This window comes from Acinetobacter sp. LipI_23, from assembly GCF_058243045.1.
The window spans coordinates 391,754-410,069 of record NZ_JBZAYJ010000001.1 but is presented as its reverse complement, the minus strand read 5'-3'; the positions used below and the strand labels follow the sequence as shown (position 1 = coordinate 410,069).

The following is an 18,316-nucleotide window of genomic DNA, read 5'->3' as shown; positions in this document are numbered from 1 at the left end:
CTTTGCTTTTTTCGAGTTGGATACAGAAATAAAAATCCCCGATCGCAAAGTCATAAATTACACAATATTTAGGTAGCCAAATGATCGATTCGGAAGGTTTCCGACCCAATGTCGGGATCATTTTGGCAAACGAGTTTGGACAAGTTTTATGGGCAAAACGCATTGGACACAATGCTTGGCAATTTCCACAAGGAGGTATCCAATATGGAGAAACCCCTGAACAGGCACTTTATCGTGAGCTGAGAGAAGAAGTTGGCTTACTGCCCGAACACGTCCAAATTGTAGCGCAAACTAAAGGTTGGCTGCGTTATCGTTTGCCGCACCGATACATTCGTACAGATTCCGATCCCGTATGTATTGGACAAAAACAAAAGTGGTTTTTACTCAAACTCACTGCTCCCGCTCAGAATATTCGTTTGAATTTGTCTGATCCGCCTGAGTTTGACCAATGGCAGTGGGTCAGTTATTGGTACCCGCTGGGGCAAGTTGTGAATTTTAAACGCGATGTATACCGCAAAGCGATGGTGGAGCTGTGCAATCAACTCCCTCAAAAAAAGCCTTAAAAAATCTAGACATCCTACAGATTTTTTAAGGATCTCTTGTTATAAATAAGTTGGACGCACATTATTTTTGGAGTAGACGCGATGTCGAATATGCAACTGGATACCCTTCGACGCATTGTACAAGAAATCAATGCGTCCACCAGTTTGCATGAATCACTCGACATTATGGTCAACCATGTGGCGGAAGCCATGCATGTTGACGTTTGCTCCATCTATTTACTCGATGAACGCAATCAACGTTATTTATTGATGGCATCGAAAGGTTTGAACCCCGATTCGGTCGGCCATGTTTCACTGCATACCAGTGAAGGCTTGGTCGGTCTGGTGGGTCAGCGTGAAGAAATCGTCAACCTTGACAATGCACCGAAACATGAACGTTTTATGTACTTACCTGAAACAGGTGAGGAAATTTACAACTCGTTCCTCGGTGTACCTGTCATGTATCGCCGTAAAGTGATGGGCGTACTTGTGGTGCAAAACAAAGAGTCGCAAGACTTTAGTGAAGCTGCGGAATCCTTCCTCGTCACGCTCTGTGCTCAGCTTTCAGGGGTTATTGCGCATGCGCATGCGGTAGGCAATATCGATGTATTTCGTAAACCGAGTAATTTACCTGCCTACAAAACCTTCCAAGGGGTACCGGGTTCAGGTGGAATTGCATTAGGGCGTGCCGTCATTCTCTATCCCCCTGCGGATTTGGCTGCAGTCCCTGACCGTGAAGCCGATGACATCAGTGAAGAATTAGAACTGCTGGATCGTGCCCTCACCTCAGTGCGTGATGAAATCAAATCGCTTGATGACAAAATGCAAGATGCCCTCATGGCGGAAGAGCGTGCACTGTTTAGCGTGTTCTTACGTATGTTGGATGAAAATGCGCTGCCAGCAGAAATTAAAGAACAAATTCGTGATGGGAACTGGGCACAAGGTGCAGTGCGTATCGTCATCGATAATCATATTGATCTGTTTGAACAGATGGAAGATGACTATCTCCGTGAACGTGCCGCTGACTTAAAAGATCTCGGACGACGGATTTTGGCCTATTTGCAAGAAGCCGACTCCAGCCACCGTGAACTTACTGATGAAAGTATTCTGATTGGAGAAGAAATCTCAACCGCAGCCTTGGTTGAACTGCCAGTCGATAAAATTGCAGCCATCGTCACTACCGAAGGCGCCATGAACTCGCATATGGTGATTGTGGCGCGCGCACTTGGTATTCCAACCGTGGTTGGTGTCACTGAACTGCCAATTAATACCCTCGATGATGTGGAAATGATCGTCGATGCGCACCAAGGGCGTGTGTTTATTAATCCACCTCGCCGTTTACGTAGTCGCTATAAAGAAATTCAAAAAGAAGAAGAGCTGATTGCCAAAGATTTAAAACAGTATGAAACCAAAGATGCCATCACCCCTGATGGTGTCGCAGTCAAACTGTTCGTCAATACTGGCTTGATGATTGATGTAGTCCGTGGTGTACAACGCGGTGCCAAAGGCGTTGGTCTATATCGCTCTGAAATTCCGTTCATGCTACGTGATCGCTTTCCAGGTGAAGAAGAACAGCGTGCGATTTATCGTCAACAGTTGAGTCACTTCGCCAACAAACCTGTGGTGATGCGTACCCTCGATATCGGTGCCGATAAAGACTTGCCTTATTTTTCAATTGAGGAAGAAAACTCAGCGCTGGGCTGGCGTGGCATTCGCTTTACGCTTGACCATCCTGAAATTTTTTCTTCACAAATTCGTGCCATGCTCAAAGCCAGTATTGGTCTCAACAACCTACATATTCTACTGCCGATGGTAACCAGTGTCAGCGAAGTAGAAGAAGCGTTGTATTTACTGGAGCGTGACTGGGTCGCGGTACAAGAAGAAGAACAGGTCAAAATCACCAAACCGAAAATCGGGATCATGGTCGAAGTACCAAGTGTCTTATTACAAATTGAAGAGTTTGCAGAGTTGGTTGACTTTTTCTCGGTGGGTTCAAACGACCTAACACAATACTTACTGGCCGTTGACCGTAATAATCCACGTGTCGCCAATGTCTATTCACATTTCCACCCTGCGGTTTTACGTGCGCTCACCCGCTTAGTCAAAGAGTGTCATAAGTACAACAAGCCAGTCAGTATTTGTGGGGAAATGGCGGGCGATCCTTTATCAGCGATCTTACTGATGGCAATGGGCTTCAATACCCTATCAATGAGCTCAAGCAACATTCTGCGTGTACGCAAAGCCATTTGTCATGTCCCAATGCCAGATGCGGTCGAATTGTTAGAGCGTGCCTTGAAAATGAGTAATCCACTCATTGTGAAAAGTCAGATGGAATATTATTTTAAAACCCATGGTTTGGCCGATATGGTCAAATCCGCAACACGTATTGTGACGGCTTAAAGGTCTTTAAACCCAAAGAACGGACATTAAAAAAGGGAGATAATCATCTGAATATCTCCCTTTTTTGTGCTTGTCATAGCCTCGTTTTGCATTTTTCTTTCGGTCTACAAAGACTTGGCTTTGGTTGACTTCATGCATATGTTTAGCCACGAAGTTGTGAATCACAACTTTTGGCTCAGCTTTCTTCTTTGCCATTTTTTTCACCTTATTGATGTGATCATCTCGCTGATGATGCAGTAGAAATTTTACGCCTTTTTGAACGTATTACAAGCGATTTTGGCTAGGCCTATGTCCCCCAACTCATGCGCTATTTTTCAATTCAGTTTCAGGTCAAAGCAATGCTTTATTTTGCACTGCCTTTGATCCATATGCTTAAAATATCGCTTAGACATAAAACTGTTCTAACAATAAAATCATCGCAATCAACATCATCAATACCCCTGACACTCGACTGACCACCCTAGCAGCCTGTGGGCGTGTGCCCAAAACTTTTTGCGCACTAAATCCAACCAAGAAATAAACAGCCGCGCAACTCATGAGGTGAATCCCCGCCAATAAAACAATTTGAGAGGTGGGTGACAAAGCCGCTTGCGGGTCGATAAAGGGCGGCAATAAAGCCAAAAATAACAGCAGGACTTTCGGGTTTAATCCACTCAAGTAAACCCCTCGAATGTACCATGACTTTGACGATGCGATGGCAACCTGATCACTGCTAATACTCGCAGGACGCATCGACAGACTCAGCCCCATCCACAGCAAATAAACAGCCCCAGCACCCGTGAGCACTTGAAGCAATACGGGCTGACTGGTCACCAATGTCCCCATACCCGCCGCAACAATCAGTGCCGCCATCAAATGCCCTGTTAATAACCCGGTTACCGCAGGCAAGACTCTTTTGCCCTGTATCCCCGACGAAATGGCATAGGCCCAATCTATACCTGGTGTCATCACAAACAGGATCGAAACACCCCAAAATGCAATTAAAATATTCAATGACATCCCTTTCCTCTCTTATCCATCACCGTTTTGGAGGTTTGACCCAATCAAAAAATGATCTGTATCAAATAATTTTGAAAGGATATCCTTTAGGCTCTAAAATGTGCTTTCAAATATTTGTGCAATAACGCCTAAAAAGGGGAGATTCTTCCACATGGATAAAATTGATAAGAAGATTCTTGCTGAACTGCAAGCCGATGGTCGTTTATCTGTCACGGAGCTGGCCCATAAAGTGGGGCTTAGCCTCTCCCCCTGTCACCGCAGAGTCAAAGCCTTAGAAGATGCAGGTATTATCAAAGGCTATCGCGCACAGTTAGATATCTCCCAACTCGGCTTGAATTTCTCCACCATTGTTTTTGTGACCCTAAAAAATGGCGATAAAGATTCGGTGCTGAGTCTTGAAGACGCGATTCTTAAGGTTCCTCAAATTGTGAAAGCGCAGCGACTTTTTGGTGACCCCGACTATTTGCTGCATGTCGTGACCTATGACTTAGAAAGTTATCAAAAACTCTATGATGAGCACTTGTCAGCACTGCCAAATGTGCAACGTCTCATCTCTACCATGGTGATGAAAAATATTATTTCCAATCGTAGCGTCTTGTTCTAACAAGAATATGCTCTAGGGTCAGCTAAACATCTGTAATTGATCTGTCTTTTTCTGAATGGCCTCGCGATTTCAAGAAAATCTGTCCTGCTCGGTGCTAAAAAGTCCTTGTTAATGAATGATGTTCAACAAAATCGAGAAGCCTCGCTTCAATAAAAAGAAAGTGATTAGCACATATTCTAAATTGAAGCGTGAATCATATTATTTCTCACCATTTTTTTGTTTGCTTCCCTTGATAAAAGCGCTAGATTAAATCTTAATCACAGACAAAATAAGAGCATCGCCATGCCACTCGGAAAAGACAAAGATGCAACCATTGTGGTCAAAGATACGCCAGACCAAGAAAAGTATGAGTTTCTAAAAGAAAAAATTCGTTATAAGCAGGCCTTGCGCGAAAACTCCAAAAAAATTGACCACCAAAAAGTCCGATTAAACATCCAAGCGGATGCACTGCCAAGCAAAACCTTTTTTATTATGAATGCCTTGGCTGCCGTTATTGCAGGCTATGGACTGCTGTCCAACTCTGCTGCGGTGGTGATTGGCGCGATGTTGGTTGCCATGATGCTGGGGCCGATTTCAGGCATTGCCTTGGCTTTAATTGATAACCGATGGCTGCTGTTTAAAACCGCGTTGTCGACCTTGTTACTTGGCGTTGCCATGATTTATAGCATTGGGATCATTTTAGGGCTGGTGAACTATGACCTACCTATGACCAATGAAATTTTATCGCGCACGCAGCCAACCATTTTGGATTTGATGATTGCTTTAGCAGGGGGTGCCGCAGGTGCTTTTGCCTCAGTATCCCCTCGCCTGTCTGTGGCCGTAGTGGGCGTCGCCGTTGCGACAGCCTTAGTTCCGCCCTTGGTGGCCAGCGGGATTTTATTTGCACATATGGAATGGAAAAACTCAGCCAATGCATTTTTACTGGCAGTGACCAACATCTTCGCCATTCAGATTAGCTCATCTTTAGTCCTTTGGATTGCAGGCTTTAGACGGGGTTCCACCGAAGAAGTGCAGAGTAGTGTCAAAGAGTTTCTCAAACGTAATGCTGTTAGCCTAATGTTCTTGGCACTTTTAGGGATTTATCTCTCACTCAACTTTTATGCGCTGCTCAATACACGGCTGTACGAAAGCAGTACCGAGGCGACCATTAGCACTGAGCTGAACCATGCCAATAATATTATTGATACCATCCAATACGATAAAAGAGATGATTTCACTTTAGTCCGTGTCTCTATCCGTGGAGATATTCCGCCTAGCCCAGCGCAAATTGCAGCACTCAATCAAAAGCTATTGCCAGACTTGAACGATAACCCAAGCATTGTTCAAGTCCGCTTTATTCCGATTGATATTATTCAGGCTGAAGACAGCCCCAACATCAAACTCGAACAAGATGAAGCGCAAAAGCTTTCCGTACAATAAAGAGCTTTAAGCTACAAATGCTCTATGCAGTAGTCGTTCTACGTCGGGTTGTTTCATCTCAAGCATCCCGACAACCCGACCATGAAATGGACTATAACGGCTTTGAATAAAGCCATCAGCCACATAGTCTGGTGCATGCCGTTTCAGCAGGACTGCTTGTGCCAAAATCACTAAACGGCTGACCAAACTGCGCCCCATAAATTGTAGTTCTTCAGGTGTCTGTTGGAACAACTGAAATAGATTTTGCAGCTCTTGTTTCAACTGTTCATCTTGCATAGCCGTGGTAGCCAAATCTTGAAACAGGATTTCAATCGACTCTACATCACGGCTGATAGCACGCAGCACATCCAAACACATGACATTGCCTGAGCCTTCCCAAATGGTATTGACTGGCGCTTCTTTAAAAATACGCGCCATGATGCCGTTGTCGACATAGCCATTGCCACCAAAGACTTCCATCATCTCCCCTGTGAGTTCCACAGTACGTTTACATATCCAGAACTTCGAAGCTGGGGTCATAATGCGTTTCCACGCCACAGACAGCGTATCATCCGTTTCATAGCAGTGTGCCAAATGAAAACTGAGTTGCGTTGCTGCTTCCGTTTCTAAGGCTAAATCTGCCAATACAGCGCGCATCAGTGGTTGTTCAGCCAAATGCTTACCAAAGGCTTTACGCTGATGGGTATAGGCAATGCATTGCACCAAGGCCTGTCTAAGCATGGCAGTACTGCCCACCGAACAGGTCAAACGGGTATAGTTCGCCATTTCAATGATGGTTGGAATACCGCGTCCCGCCTCCCCAATCATAATGCCCCACGCCTCTTTAAATTCGACTTCGGAGCTAGAGTTACTTCGGTTGCCGACTTTTTCTTTTAAGCGTTGCACATGAATTGGATTCTTGGTGCCATCCTCTAGCCAGCGCGGCACAAAGAAACACGCCAAACCATCTTGTTCCGTCTTTGCCACCACCAAATGTGCATCACACATCGGTGCAGAAAAAAACCATTTGTGTCCTGTGAGTAAATAAGCTTGTCCGCGCCCCGACTCTGCGATTGGTACAGCCATGGTTTCATTGGCACGCACATCTGAACCACCTTGCTTTTCGGTCATGCCCATGCCCAGCCAAATCGATTTTTTTTGACTGATCGGCACATCACGTTCATCATATTCGGTTGAAAGTAACTTATCGCCGATTTTGGCCCACAGTTCAGGTTCGCGTTGAATCAGTGGAATACTGCCTAAGGTCATCGAATTTGGACATAAGTTTCCGCATTCCACTTGCCCTGCCAAATAAAAACGCGCTGCCCACTCGACCCATTTTGAGGATGAATTGGGATGATTAAACGGATGTGCATGAGTATCGAACTGACGATTTAACCCCATCCATTTATGCCATGCAGGATGAAACTCGATAAAGTCTTTACGGCGTCCGCGCGCATCGAAGGCGTGTAAAATAGGCGTATGCCTATTGGCGAGCTCAGCATAGTCATAATATTCCGCTGAACCAACAACTTCCCCCATCGCTGTGAGTCTTGCCTGATCCAGACTGCCATAACGAGTGAGAATTTCTTGTAAAACAGTATCAGTTTCAAACAGGTTGTAATTTTCTAGTTCATCAAACTGATTACTAATTTGATGGGTCATCCATGCCGTATTCATATCATTTTGCTCTTGTTATGCTGTGCTTTTCATTTCAGTATAGAGAAAAATGGAGTCTGCCATGTTCAGCTTTGTGCTATGAAGAATCCCGAGATCCAAGTCCGCCGCAGGCCGCGCCAATCGCGAGCCAAACTCACCCAAGAAGCTTTGCAAGAAAGTTTTGTTCGGCTTTTGCATGAGCGCCATGCACACGAAATTACCATTCGGGAAATTACCGATGTGGCGGGAGTCGGTTTAGGTACCTTTTATGAGTACTTTTCAAAGAAGGAAGATTTGGTTGCATTGACCATTCATCAGCATGTGAAAACTAATGCGGAGCAGCTAAAAAGTTATGCACAAAGGCTGATGGAGTTATCCACAAAATTAACTTTTGAGGACTATTTACAGCAAATTATTCACTTTCAGCTTGAGCAGATTCAGGCTCGACAGTTTCTTTGGGCACAGACTTTTTTGCTGGAACGGCAGATTTCAAATATTGAAAGTTACCGTAAAAGCTATGCCATGATGGTACAAATGTGGCGCAGCATTTTAGAGCCGTCTATACAAGATGATGAACAGCTCAAGCATATGGCTTTAAATATGCAACGAGTGTGTTATGGCTTTGTGTCGCAGACTTTGCTGGTTGAGCCTGAGTTTGAGGAGTGGAAGGAACTTGAAAAGGATATTGTTCAAAGTTTAGGAAAACTTAAGTTTGAATAAAAATAGGCATTCTATTCATTTTTGCGCTTACATTTAAGTTTTAAATAATTGATATATATAACAATATTAAAATTAGGATCGTGTAAGCCCTATAATCTAAAATGGAATCAATATTTCAGGGTATTCCTTGGAATTTTGTATCGTTTAATTCTTATGGTTTAATAACAATATCGTTAAAAAATTATAAAAAATAAATGAAAGCATTAATCACAGTAGGTGTTTAGTCCCAGATTTTAATGGTGCAATATTCTCAGATAAATGGAAGGAAGCACTATGGGACAAGTTCTACACAGCAGCGCCACAACGACACAGGCAGTGCGTCGAGCAATACAAAATAGTCAAGAGAGCTTAAGAACGCTAGCCAAGCGTTACGGCATCAATCAAAAGACCGTCGCAAAATGGAAGAAACGTACTTCAGTAGATGATCTTACAACCGGCCCAAAGAATCCTCGCTCAAGCGTGTTATCGCCTGAAGATGAGGCGGCAATTGTTGCTTTTCGAAAACGCACTTTGTTGCCGCTAGACGATTGCCTTTATGCATTGCAGCCGAGTATTCCTTATCTGACACGCTCGTCGTTACACCGCTGCTTACAGCGGCATGGTATTTCACGACTGCCTGAGGTACAAGGTGATCGCCCTGTCAGGAAGCGCTTCAAGAGCTACCCCATTGGTTACTTTCATATCGACATCGCTGAGATGCAAACAGCACAGGGTAAGCTTTATCTCTTCGTTGCCATTGATCGCACTTCCAAGTTTGCGTTCACTGAATTGCATACTAAAGCCAGTAAGATGGCAGCCGCGGAGTTCATGCGCAATCTGGTTAAGGCTGTGCCCTATAGAATCCATACGGTGCTAACAGATAACGGCATCCAGTTCACGAACCGCACCTGTGATCGCTACGCCTCTGAGCACATCTTTGATCGGGTTTGTACTGAATGTGGCATTGAACATCGTCTTACCAAGGTTAAGCATCCATGGACCAATGGACAGGTCGAGAGGATGAACCGAACGATTAAAGAAGCTACTGTCAAACGGTTCCATTACGACGATCACACTCAGCTATGCATTCACCTTGCTGATTTTATTGCTGCATACAACTTCGGCCGCAGACTCAAAACACTCAGGGGCCTGACTCCCTACGAATTCATCTGCAAACAGTGGACAGATGAACCTGAACTTTTTAAAATTGATCCGATCCATCAAATGCCGGGACTAAACAAGTAGGTTGTAAAACAGATCATGGTGGAATCATTGTTTTAGGTGACTCATCTTTTTTAGTCGAAGGTAAGGCAGTACATCTTGATGGTATGACTCATTTTTGCCCTAAATGTAAGGTTCAATCACGTGCAATAGCTTCTAATCAAGGTTTTATGGTCGTGGGTGGAAAAAGCATTGTTGCTGTTGGTGATACCTCTAGTTGTGGATCAAAATATTTAAAAATTTCTGATTTAGCTGTGATGAGTAGTGGGGCTAGTAGTCCAAAAATTGTATCTAATAATACTAATAGTTTTGTAGCTGAACCTAATTTTAAATACGGACAAAAATTTGTACTACAGGATGAGTTAACAGGAGAACCTTTAGCTAATGTATGTTATGAAATATACATGAATGGTGAAACTTTCCACGGTAAAACGGATAAAGAAGGGTTTACTCATTTTATTACTAGTGAAACAGAAGAAGAACTAGAAATAAGAATAATTTTAGAGGATCATGAACATGGCGAATAGAGTAACAGGCAGAGGAAATCCTAAAAATACTGTTTTAAAGAGTATAACTTCTAAATTACAAAAAATAGATGCAGAGATGAAAAATCAAGCTGCTACTATTATTAAAGTCGGAAGTAAAAGACAGTTAACTTCTGGTGAAATAGCTATGTCTCGCCTGATTTTTAAAGATGCAATTGATTACTCTAAGGTCTGGATACATTTAGGTGGCTTAATACATACAAAAACAGGTAATGCCATGACGCCTGCTGGGGAAATCTATTTACCGAAAGATGATTACTTAAAAACACCTGACTATAGCAAAGCTACAGGTGAAAACCGTCATTGGTTTATTCATGAAATGGTACATGTTTGGCAATATCAAATGGGGACATCAACTGGTTGGCTTGGGATAAAACAATTATGTAAAGGAGGATATACTTCGGAGGTCAATTCTGTTGACTCGGACAATGAGTTAGAAGCCTATGACACGGACTTAGGAGGTCGAGATTTAAATAAAAAATTTCAAGATTTTAACTTTGAACAACAAGGTAGAATTATTGAGTTTTGGTTTGATGCTTGTTATTTACAAAAAGTTAATCCCAAACGGGATCATCATCAAAAAAGTTTACAATTATTAGGCTATGTTGAGAAAATATTGGGAGATTTTTTACTTAACCCCTCAAATAAAAATTTATTACCGAAATCGTGATTATGAAAAAAATAATATATAGTTTTGTAGCAATGGTGCTTATAGGTTGTAATCAGCAGAGTCGAGATCTTAATACAAAAATTATTAATGATAATTTATGTCTTTTCACGAATGAATCTAAAGATTATGGAAAAGATAATTTTCTAGTTCATTTTGCAAAAATTGACTTTTCTAAAGAATATCAAAGTGAATATGAAAAATCTTACTCAAAAACAGACTTACCTATTAGTGAAAAAAATTGTATAGCTATCCCATTAGATAAGTTAGAAAAAAATTTAGCTTATACAATTACTTTAAGCACTATTAATAAGTCATTTAACTCTCAAATTTGTATTTTAGAAAATAACAGCGGTATTAGTATTAAACAGGTAGAGGCTGGAAAAAGCACATGTGAATAACTCCTATCGCATTAATCCACTTTAAAATTAACATAATTCACGCCATACAAAAATAATACAAAATTTAATAATATCAATATATTGAAATAAAAAACCGTCCTTAAGGACGGTTTTTTATTTCAATTAAACTACTTCACGTCAAAACGGTCTGCATTCATTACTTTTACCCAAGCAGCAACAAAGTCTTTTACAAATTTCTCTTTGTTGTCATCTTGCGCATAAACTTCTGCATATGAACGTAAAATCGAGTTTGAACCAAAAACTAAGTCGGCACGTGTCGCCGTCCATTGGGTTGCCCCTGTCGCACGGTCTACAATTTCATAACGGTTTTTACCCACGGGTTTCCAGTTATATTTCATATCCGTTAAGTTCACAAAGAAGTCATTGCTCAATACCCCTACGCGAGCCGTCAACACGCCTTCTGCTGTACCTGCATAGTTAGTACCAAGCACACGCATACCACCGACGAGAACCGTCATTTCAGGCGCAGTCAAACCGAGTAATTGTGCGCGGTCTAACAACATTTCTTCAGGTTGTACACTGTAATCTTCTTTGACCCAGTTACGGAAACCATCATGCTTAGGGAGTAAATCTTCAAAAGAATACACCTCGGTTTGCTCTTGAGTCGCATCACCTCGTCCTGCAAGGAACGGAACTTTGATATTCACACCCGCAGCATGCGCCGCTTTTTCAACCGCTGCCGTACCGCCCAGTACAATCAAATCCGCAATACTGACTTTTTTCGCAAGGCCCGCCTGAATTTCTTCAAGCTTCGCCAAAACTTTGGCTAAACGCTCAGGCTCATTGCCCACCCAGTCTTTTTGTGGCGCAAGACGGATACGCGCCCCATTGGCGCCACCACGGTAGTCTGAACCACGGAAAGTCCGCGCACTGTCCCAAGCGGTATTAATCAATTCAACCGAAGTTAAACCACTATTCAGCAACTTCGCTTTTAACTCTTCAATTTCAGCTTCAGACAAAACGTAATCGACCGATGGAATTGGATCTTGCCAAATTAGATCATCATTCGGCACATCTGCACCTAAGTAGCGGGATTTTGGTCCCATGTCACGGTGAGTCAGCTTGTACCAAGCACGTGCAAACACTTCAGATAAATAAGCTGGATCTGCATAAAAACGCTCTGAAATTTTGCGGTATTCAGGGTCCATTTTGAGTGCCATATCGGCATCAGTCATCATTGGATTACGACGGACATTGGGGTTATGTGCATCAACAGGTTTGTCTTCCTCTTTGATGTTAATCGGTTCCCATTGTTTCGCACCCGTAGGACTAGTAGTTTTTTCCCATTCATAAGTGAACAGCAGATAGAAAAATTCGTTATCCCATTTGGTCGGGTGTGTGGTCCAAGCCCCTTCTAAACCACTGACCATGGTGTTCGCGCCATTGCCTGTACCTTCAGAGTTATGCCAACCGAGACCTTGAAACTCCACATCAGCGCTTTCGACATCTGCCCCTAAGTTTTGAGCTTTACCATTTCCGTGCGCTTTACCTACGGTGTGACCACCCGCAGTGAGTGCTACAGTTTCTTCATCATCCATTCCCATACGGTCAAAAGTGACACGCATGTCTTGTGCAGTACGAAGTGGATCTTGGACGCCATCAACCCCTTCTGGATTGACGTAGATTAATCCCATTTGTACCGCAGCTAATGGATTTTCAAGCGATTTACGGTCTTGGTCATTGGCATAACGGTTTGCCGTTGGTGCCAGCCATTGACGCTCTTCACCCCAGTAAATGTCTTTTTCGGGTGCCCAAATATCTAGACGACCACCACCAAAGCCAAAGGTTTTCAGACCTGCTTCTTCATAAGCCACGGTCCCTGCAAGAACGATTAAATCGCCCCATGAAATTTTGTTACCATATTTACGTTTGATTGGTCAAAGTAGGCGACGGCCTTTATCGGTGTTGACGTTATCAGGCCAGCTGTTGAGAGGTGCAAAACGTTGGTTCCCTGTGTTGGCACCGCCACGGCCATCTTGTTTACGGTAGGAACCCGCCAAGTGCCATGCGGTACGTACAAACATCCCAATGTAACTGCCATAGTCAGATGGCCACCATTCTTGGCTGCTGTTGATGAGTTCACGGAGATCTTGTTTCACCGCTTCTAAATCCAATGATTTGAATGCGGCTGCATAGTCAAAATCAGGGTCCATCGGGTTGGTTTTTTTATCGTGTTGCGACAGGATGTCGAGATTGAGCGCATTCGGCCACCAATCAGAATTATTGGTGCTGGCTAAACTCGTTTGTCCACCATCTTTCTGGTGAAATGGACAGCCTGATGCTTGCATATTCTGTGTCATGTCGAGCTCCAAATTTGATCATCAAATTATGATTATCATGAACCGTTTAAAGTAATTATTACTGTTCTAACATAGCCTCTTTTGATGACAATCGAAAGCGAGTTTTACGAATAAAAATAATCGGATTCTTCCATGTAAATATTTAAGAAAAAAAAGAATTTTAATTTTTCAACAAGATAAGACCCGAGGAAAACACAGCAAAAAGAAAGCATTTTTATACGAGTTTGATGGACATTTTCAATTGAGTTTATCGATCAAAACTCAGACAAACCTTACCAGCAATGTGCGCGGCTCAGATTGAGCAAAAATTAAATAGAAAAAGAGGCATACTTTCGCTTTTTAGATTTTATTTGAAAGATATTTTGTGATGTTGTTATGGTCTCGGTGATGACTGTTTTTGTCCCAGCCATCACCTAATCTTTATATAAAGCATTCATTACACAGTTAAACGTCGACCTTCTCTTAAACAGACAAACGGATTCATCAGCTTTGAGCTATTTTTCATCGCCACTTTTAAGTCAATTTCGGGTTGTTCACGACTTTCATTGGTCAGCTGAAAGGTACGATAGTGAATGGCCATCGAGCATTTGGCATGCAGGTCTTTGTGTGCTTGAAAAGCATCTTGCGGATTCATATGCATATAGCGCATCAGCTCACGCGGTTCATACGCCCCGATGGGTAGTAATGCAATTCGCGGTGCGCCAAAACGCTGATGCAGCTCTTTAAAGTGCGTTGAATAACCCGTATCCCCCGCAAAATAAGCATAGTCAGCGCTACAGTGAATACTAAATCCGCCCCATAACGCACGGTTTTGATCACGCAGCCCACGGCCAGAACCATGCTGTGCTGGGGTATAGACCAGTTTTAAATCATGCAGACGCGCCGACTGCCACCAATCCATTTCCAATACTTGTAAGTGCTTGGGTAAATACCATCCATTGCCCAAACCTGTGTAAATGGGCATGGCGAAACGCTCATACAACCAGTTCAGACTGGCAATATCCATATGGTCATAGTGGTTGTGGCTCAAAAGCACTGCATGGATGGTCGGTAAATCTTCCAAGGCAATGCCAGCAGGCATAACACGGCGAGGTCCCCGCCCTTGCTTCGGACTGACATGTTCCGCCCACACAGGATCGGTCAATAAGTTATAGGGCCCAATTTGAAGTAATACCGTGGCATGACCCACAAACCACACCTGCCAATCCTTTAAATCGGCATGGGGCCGATCTTGCGGCAAGCTTTTTTTATCGGCATGAAAGTGCGCATACTCTTGCGCCAAATCTACATTCCATGTCGAAGATTTACGCTTAATCAACCATTTCAGCAAGTCGCCTCGGCTACGGCCCTCAGGTCGACGAACCGAATTGACAAAGCGAGTCCCGTTATAATGGTCGGAGTGTAGAAACTGAAATTCGGGCTGTCGCCATGTATGGGACATGGTATTTTCAGTCGGAATTTGATAATGGAGTTCAGTTGATTTTGGCTTCATTTAACGTCGTTATCTTTATTGCAATACACCAGTAACAGGACCAGTTTTGAAAACTGACCTCTACCTTAACCTATTCCAAGCGTCCTTGCATTCGCTCTAACCACACTTTTTTTGATTGCGGCTTCACAAAGAGTGCCACAATTTCAGGATGTTTTTGTTTAATTTTTGCTTCAATTCGATTGACACATGCTTCTATCTCATCGGTAGTCAGGTGATCTTCAAACTCCACACTCAACGAGGCCAAAACCTGTTTGGCGCCCATTTGCTCGGTCAGTAAGCCGTTGGCCGACAGCACGCCTTCATCCTCTTGGGCAATTTTTAAGATATTTTGCCGTACATGCAGGTCTGCGGTTTCACCAAGCAATAAACCTTTGGTTTCTCGTGCCAGTAGAAAAGCAGATACCGCCAGAACCAGCCCAATCAGAATGGACGCCACGCCATCCAGTGCAGGCATATTTAAACGATGCGCCAAATAAATACCCAGAAAGGCAATCAACAAACCAATTAACGCAGCGGAATCTTCAAACAGAACGGTAAACGTGGTTGGGTCTTTACTGCGTCGAAAAGCTTCGAAATAACCCTGCTGACCTTTCGCTTTACGAAACACTTTCAGAGCAACACACCATGAAATACCTTCACTTACAAATGCAAAGCCAAGCACAACATAATTGATGGTCGGATTTAAAATGGGTTCAGGGTGCAAAATGTGCATGATCCCATTGTACATAGACACCAATGCCCCTAAAGCAAAGACCATAAGGGACACAATGAAGGCCCAGAAATACAGCTCTCGTCCGTAGCCAAAAGGATGATTAAAATTGGCAGGTTTATTCGACTTCTTCAGTCCATATAACAATAAAATTTCGTTTAAGGTATCCACAACAGAGTGAATGGCTTCACTCAACATGGCCGAGCTATTGGTCAGATAAGCCGCAATAAACTTTACCAGCGCAATGGCTAAATTACCCAACAGCGCGGCATAGACCACCAGTTTATTTGAATCTGCCATATCGATTTTTAGCCCATATGTTCAATTAAATTATATTTATGTTTTTATCATATCCAATTTCAGCAAAACGCAATTGTATTTTTATGTAGTTCACCTCACCCGATTTTCAAGTGATTGGTATGAACTATTTTTAGTACTTAATTAATACCTTTTAGCAATTATTAAAAAAGTGATTTCGTATAGAAAAGTCTTAAGACTCAATCCAAGATCATTTATTTTCTAAATAATGGAATCATCTTCACGGCATCATTGTTTATCGATTATACTTTACCGCAGTCATGGTAAGACATTTTTTGGATTAGTCAGTGGGTTATTTATATGGAACTTAGACACCTTCGCTATTTCATTACTGTTGCTGAAGAACTGAACTTTAGTAAAGCAGCACTGAAACTTTATACCGCTCAACCCTCTTTAAGTCAGCAAATCAAAGACCTTGAAGAAGATGTCGGTGTGCAGTTATTGTATCGAACCAAGCGAAAAGTTGAACTCACGGAAGAAGGCGCTGTTTTCCTTGAACAAGCACGTCTTACCTTGGCTCAGGCAGACAAAGCGGTCGCTATGGCACGCCAAGTGTCACAGGCCAAACAGCAGATGCTCCGCATTGGTTTTGTCCCTGTTGCGGAAATGAAAATCTTTCCTTATGTGCTGCCCAATTTAAGAGTACAAAACCCAGAATTAAAAATTGAGTTGTTCAGTATGAACAATACTGAGCAACTGCGTTTGCTGAAAAAAGGTGAATTGGACATTAGCTTTACACGAAATAATGTTCATAGTGATGAAATCGAAAGCCAGTTTGTACTGCGTGAACCACTCATTTTCCTGTTGCCGAAAGACCATCCTTTGGCCCAATACGAGCGAATTCCTGTTAAAGCGTTAAATGGCATTGATTTTATTATTCCCGTAGCCGAGCAGTCCCAGACTTTGCACCAGACCATTTTGGAATTTGCCAAAGTGCACAATATCGAATTCAATATTGTGCAAAAAGCCGACAACATTCTATTCAATATCAACGCGATTGGCTTAGGGCTCGGCTGTACAATTTTACCCGGTTATGTTGCGCCACTTAGCATGAACAACACGGTAATTCGTCCACTTGAGGTTGAACTGCCGTATTTGGATCTGTATGTGAACTATCGTAAAAATAACAGCTCATTGGTAGTGACTAAATTTTTAGAATTACTGACTCGGGTATTTTATTTGGATATTAACCGCGAATAACTCCGCAGTGAGTCCTAATTATTCATCTCATTCGGCGCGCCACTATTTTCTGAATAAAATAAATAGTTACGCACCTTTCTCATGGAACTGTACGCTGTAAGACAAGCGTATTTTTACCCTTTTATTTTTAAGCGATGTCGATGACATCTCGCTTTTTCATTTTGCATTCTTTTTAAGCTAGGATAGGCTAAGAAAAACAGGCTTTTGTCAGGTTCCCTACAACTGAAGTCCAAATACAAACTGATGCTGAGGTAGAAAATACAACTTTAGCTGCACGAAAAAAAATAAAATGAAGAAGGAGAAAATTATGCCGATGCCCACTTTGCAGCGTTTAAAAACAGCAATGAAATTTCGCCCCTTCTTTTTCATTAGTTTTTTGCTAACTGCTGTTTTTTATACGCTGCTGAATACATTTACCGACTGGTCTTGGTCGACCAATTTATTGATCAGTTGGAATATTGCCGTCTCAAGTTATTTAGTGAAAACTATGACCACCCTGTGGTCTGTTGACCATCGGCACATTCTGCAACATGCACAACAGCAAGATGCCAGTAAATGGATCATTCTACTGTTGGTGATCATGACTTTGCTCATGTGCTTAATTGCGATTGTATTGGAATTGACTCATCTTCCGAATGACCCAACCATCAAATATGGGCATTTGGCTCTGTCCTTACTCACCATTATTAGTGCATGGTTCTTTATGCATACCGTGTTTGCCATTCATTATGCACATGACTATTATCTGGCTCTCGCAGACCAACAAGATGCAGGCTTAGACTTTCCCAAAACGGCTCAACCGACCTATCCCGACTTTTTATATTTTAGTTATGTGATTGGCACTTCTGCGCAAACCGCGGATGTTTCTATTACTTCGCGTTCGATGCGTATTCTCAATATTCTGCACATTATTTTAGCTTATGGTTTTAACACCTCTATTCTCGCCATTAGCATCAATGTCGCGGCGGGTTTTATCACGCTTTAAACGTTTTATTTTTTCATTTTTTGGTCATCCTCGCAAATGACAAATATCCAATATAAAGACGATGATTGAAGTCCTTTCGACAAAAACGGCACAAAAAAAGCCCCATCAAAGAGCTTTTTCAAATTACAAATCTAAAAATTCAATGAACCGTTCATT

General features: G+C 42.5%; 16 protein-coding genes and 1 pseudogene. 11 read left to right on the top strand and 6 right to left on the bottom strand.

Going from position 1 to position 18,316, the window contains the following annotated elements; all coding sequences use genetic code 11:
• The first annotated feature begins 80 nt into the window (after window positions 1–80).
• Together AC4CVD_RS02005 and ptsP are read left to right on the top strand one after the other, a co-directional pair.
• Window positions 81–563, top strand: coding sequence for an RNA pyrophosphohydrolase (locus AC4CVD_RS02005; protein ID WP_004692547.1), 483 nt, complete (start codon window positions 81–83; stop codon window positions 561–563).
• An 81-nt stretch (window positions 564–644) separates the two neighbouring features.
• Window positions 645–2,942, top strand: a complete 2,298-nt coding sequence (ptsP, locus tag AC4CVD_RS02000) for a phosphoenolpyruvate--protein phosphotransferase (RefSeq protein ID WP_004978924.1) — start codon at window positions 645–647, stop codon at window positions 2,940–2,942.
• A gap of 6 nt (window positions 2,943–2,948) precedes the next feature.
• On the opposite strand, the gene AC4CVD_RS01995 is transcribed toward ptsP, so the two are convergent.
• Both AC4CVD_RS01995 and AC4CVD_RS01990 read right to left on the bottom strand, forming a co-directional pair.
• Entirely contained in the window at window positions 2,949–3,137 is a 189-nt protein-coding gene (locus AC4CVD_RS01995) for a DUF7230 family protein (RefSeq protein ID WP_004978921.1), read from the bottom strand.
• Window positions 3,138–3,326: 189 nt separating this feature from the next.
• A complete protein-coding gene (locus tag AC4CVD_RS01990; protein ID WP_490751906.1) occupies window positions 3,327–3,941 on the bottom strand; it encodes a LysE family translocator in 615 nt (204 codons plus the stop codon).
• A gap of 151 nt (window positions 3,942–4,092) precedes the next feature.
• Here AC4CVD_RS01990 and AC4CVD_RS01985 point away from each other — a divergent pair, with 151 nt between their 5' ends.
• Together AC4CVD_RS01985 and AC4CVD_RS01980 are read left to right on the top strand one after the other, a co-directional pair.
• Window positions 4,093–4,545: an Lrp/AsnC family transcriptional regulator gene (locus AC4CVD_RS01985; protein ID WP_490751904.1), complete on the top strand. Its 453-nt coding sequence runs from the start codon at window positions 4,093–4,095 to the stop codon at window positions 4,543–4,545.
• A gap of 282 nt (window positions 4,546–4,827) precedes the next feature.
• On the top strand, window positions 4,828–5,964 hold the full coding sequence (locus AC4CVD_RS01980; protein WP_490751902.1) for a DUF389 domain-containing protein: 1,137 nt from the start codon (window positions 4,828–4,830) through the stop codon (window positions 5,962–5,964).
• Between the two features lie 6 nt (window positions 5,965–5,970).
• Here AC4CVD_RS01980 and AC4CVD_RS01975 read toward each other — a convergent pair whose 3' ends face one another.
• Entirely contained in the window at window positions 5,971–7,623 is a 1,653-nt protein-coding gene (locus AC4CVD_RS01975) for an acyl-CoA dehydrogenase family protein (protein WP_490751900.1), read from the bottom strand.
• A 78-nt stretch (window positions 7,624–7,701) separates the two neighbouring features.
• On the opposite strand from AC4CVD_RS01975, the gene AC4CVD_RS01970 reads away from it, so the two are divergent.
• From AC4CVD_RS01970 to AC4CVD_RS01950, 5 genes are all read left to right on the top strand, one after another.
• On the top strand, window positions 7,702–8,322 hold the full coding sequence (locus AC4CVD_RS01970; RefSeq protein ID WP_004978908.1) for a TetR/AcrR family transcriptional regulator: 621 nt from the start codon (window positions 7,702–7,704) through the stop codon (window positions 8,320–8,322).
• Between the two features lie 273 nt (window positions 8,323–8,595).
• A complete protein-coding gene (locus AC4CVD_RS01965) occupies window positions 8,596–9,546 on the top strand; it encodes an IS481 family transposase (protein WP_490751898.1) in 951 nt (316 codons plus the stop codon).
• Between the two features lie 23 nt (window positions 9,547–9,569).
• Window positions 9,570–10,049 (top strand): PAAR domain-containing protein, encoded by a 480-nt coding sequence (locus tag AC4CVD_RS01960; protein ID WP_490753488.1) that lies wholly within the window; start codon window positions 9,570–9,572, stop codon window positions 10,047–10,049.
• On the top strand, window positions 10,039–10,737 hold the full coding sequence (locus tag AC4CVD_RS01955; RefSeq protein WP_005400878.1) for a hypothetical protein: 699 nt from the start codon (window positions 10,039–10,041) through the stop codon (window positions 10,735–10,737). The genes AC4CVD_RS01960 and AC4CVD_RS01955 overlap by 11 nt, the downstream gene beginning before the upstream one ends.
• The gene (locus AC4CVD_RS01950) at window positions 10,734–11,135 is read left to right on the top strand and encodes an NF045616 family extracytoplasmic (lipo)protein (RefSeq protein WP_335343051.1); all 402 of its coding nucleotides are present in this window, start codon (window positions 10,734–10,736) and stop codon (window positions 11,133–11,135) included. Before AC4CVD_RS01955 ends, AC4CVD_RS01950 begins: the two co-directional genes overlap by 4 nt.
• Before the next feature lie 128 nt (window positions 11,136–11,263).
• On the opposite strand, the pseudogene katG reads toward AC4CVD_RS01950, so the two are convergent.
• From katG to AC4CVD_RS01935, 3 genes and pseudogenes are all read right to left on the bottom strand, one after another.
• Window positions 11,264–13,456: pseudogene (katG, locus tag AC4CVD_RS01945) on the bottom strand (catalase/peroxidase HPI).
• A 436-nt stretch (window positions 13,457–13,892) separates the two neighbouring features.
• Window positions 13,893–14,948 carry an MBL fold metallo-hydrolase gene (locus AC4CVD_RS01940; RefSeq protein ID WP_490751895.1) on the bottom strand — a complete coding sequence of 352 codons (1,056 nt, stop codon included), beginning with the start codon at window positions 14,946–14,948 and terminating at the stop codon, window positions 13,893–13,895.
• 70 nt (window positions 14,949–15,018) lie between these two features.
• Window positions 15,019–15,957 (bottom strand): cation diffusion facilitator family transporter, encoded by a 939-nt coding sequence (locus AC4CVD_RS01935; protein WP_078425251.1) that lies wholly within the window; start codon window positions 15,955–15,957, stop codon window positions 15,019–15,021.
• A gap of 318 nt (window positions 15,958–16,275) precedes the next feature.
• Between AC4CVD_RS01935 and hcaR the strand changes: the two genes are divergently transcribed.
• Both hcaR and AC4CVD_RS01925 read left to right on the top strand, forming a co-directional pair.
• Complete coding sequence (gene hcaR / locus AC4CVD_RS01930) at window positions 16,276–17,175, top strand: DNA-binding transcriptional regulator HcaR (protein WP_490751893.1); 900 nt, start codon at window positions 16,276–16,278, stop codon at window positions 17,173–17,175.
• 307 nt (window positions 17,176–17,482) lie between these two features.
• Window positions 17,483–18,160 (top strand): DUF1345 domain-containing protein, encoded by a 678-nt coding sequence (locus tag AC4CVD_RS01925; protein WP_114392485.1) that lies wholly within the window; start codon window positions 17,483–17,485, stop codon window positions 18,158–18,160.
• Window positions 18,161–18,316: the final 156 nt, after the last annotated feature.

Bases quoted from the DNA above. Each gene is read 5' to 3' on its own strand.
- AC4CVD_RS01935 (WP_078425251.1), bottom strand. From the start codon at position 15,957: ATGGCAGATTCAAATAAACTGGTGGTCTATGCCGCGCTGTTGGGTAAT.
- AC4CVD_RS01975 (WP_490751900.1), bottom strand. From the start codon at position 7,623: ATGAATACGGCATGGATGACCCATCAAATTAGTAATCAGTTTGATGAA.
- AC4CVD_RS01985 (WP_490751904.1), top strand. From the start codon at position 4,093: ATGGATAAAATTGATAAGAAGATTCTTGCTGAACTGCAAGCCGATGGT.
- AC4CVD_RS01995 (WP_004978921.1), bottom strand. From the start codon at position 3,137: ATGGCAAAGAAGAAAGCTGAGCCAAAAGTTGTGATTCACAACTTCGTG.
- AC4CVD_RS01925 (WP_114392485.1), top strand. From the start codon at position 17,483: ATGCCGATGCCCACTTTGCAGCGTTTAAAAACAGCAATGAAATTTCGC.
- AC4CVD_RS01980 (WP_490751902.1), top strand. From the start codon at position 4,828: ATGCCACTCGGAAAAGACAAAGATGCAACCATTGTGGTCAAAGATACG.
- AC4CVD_RS01970 (WP_004978908.1), top strand. From the start codon at position 7,702: ATGAAGAATCCCGAGATCCAAGTCCGCCGCAGGCCGCGCCAATCGCGA.
- AC4CVD_RS01940 (WP_490751895.1), bottom strand. From the start codon at position 14,948: ATGAAGCCAAAATCAACTGAACTCCATTATCAAATTCCGACTGAAAAT.
- AC4CVD_RS01955 (WP_005400878.1), top strand. From the start codon at position 10,039: ATGGCGAATAGAGTAACAGGCAGAGGAAATCCTAAAAATACTGTTTTA.
- AC4CVD_RS01965 (WP_490751898.1), top strand. From the start codon at position 8,596: ATGGGACAAGTTCTACACAGCAGCGCCACAACGACACAGGCAGTGCGT.
- AC4CVD_RS01990 (WP_490751906.1), bottom strand. From the start codon at position 3,941: ATGTCATTGAATATTTTAATTGCATTTTGGGGTGTTTCGATCCTGTTT.
- ptsP (WP_004978924.1), top strand. From the start codon at position 645: ATGTCGAATATGCAACTGGATACCCTTCGACGCATTGTACAAGAAATC.
- hcaR (WP_490751893.1), top strand. From the start codon at position 16,276: ATGGAACTTAGACACCTTCGCTATTTCATTACTGTTGCTGAAGAACTG.
- AC4CVD_RS02005 (WP_004692547.1), top strand. From the start codon at position 81: ATGATCGATTCGGAAGGTTTCCGACCCAATGTCGGGATCATTTTGGCA.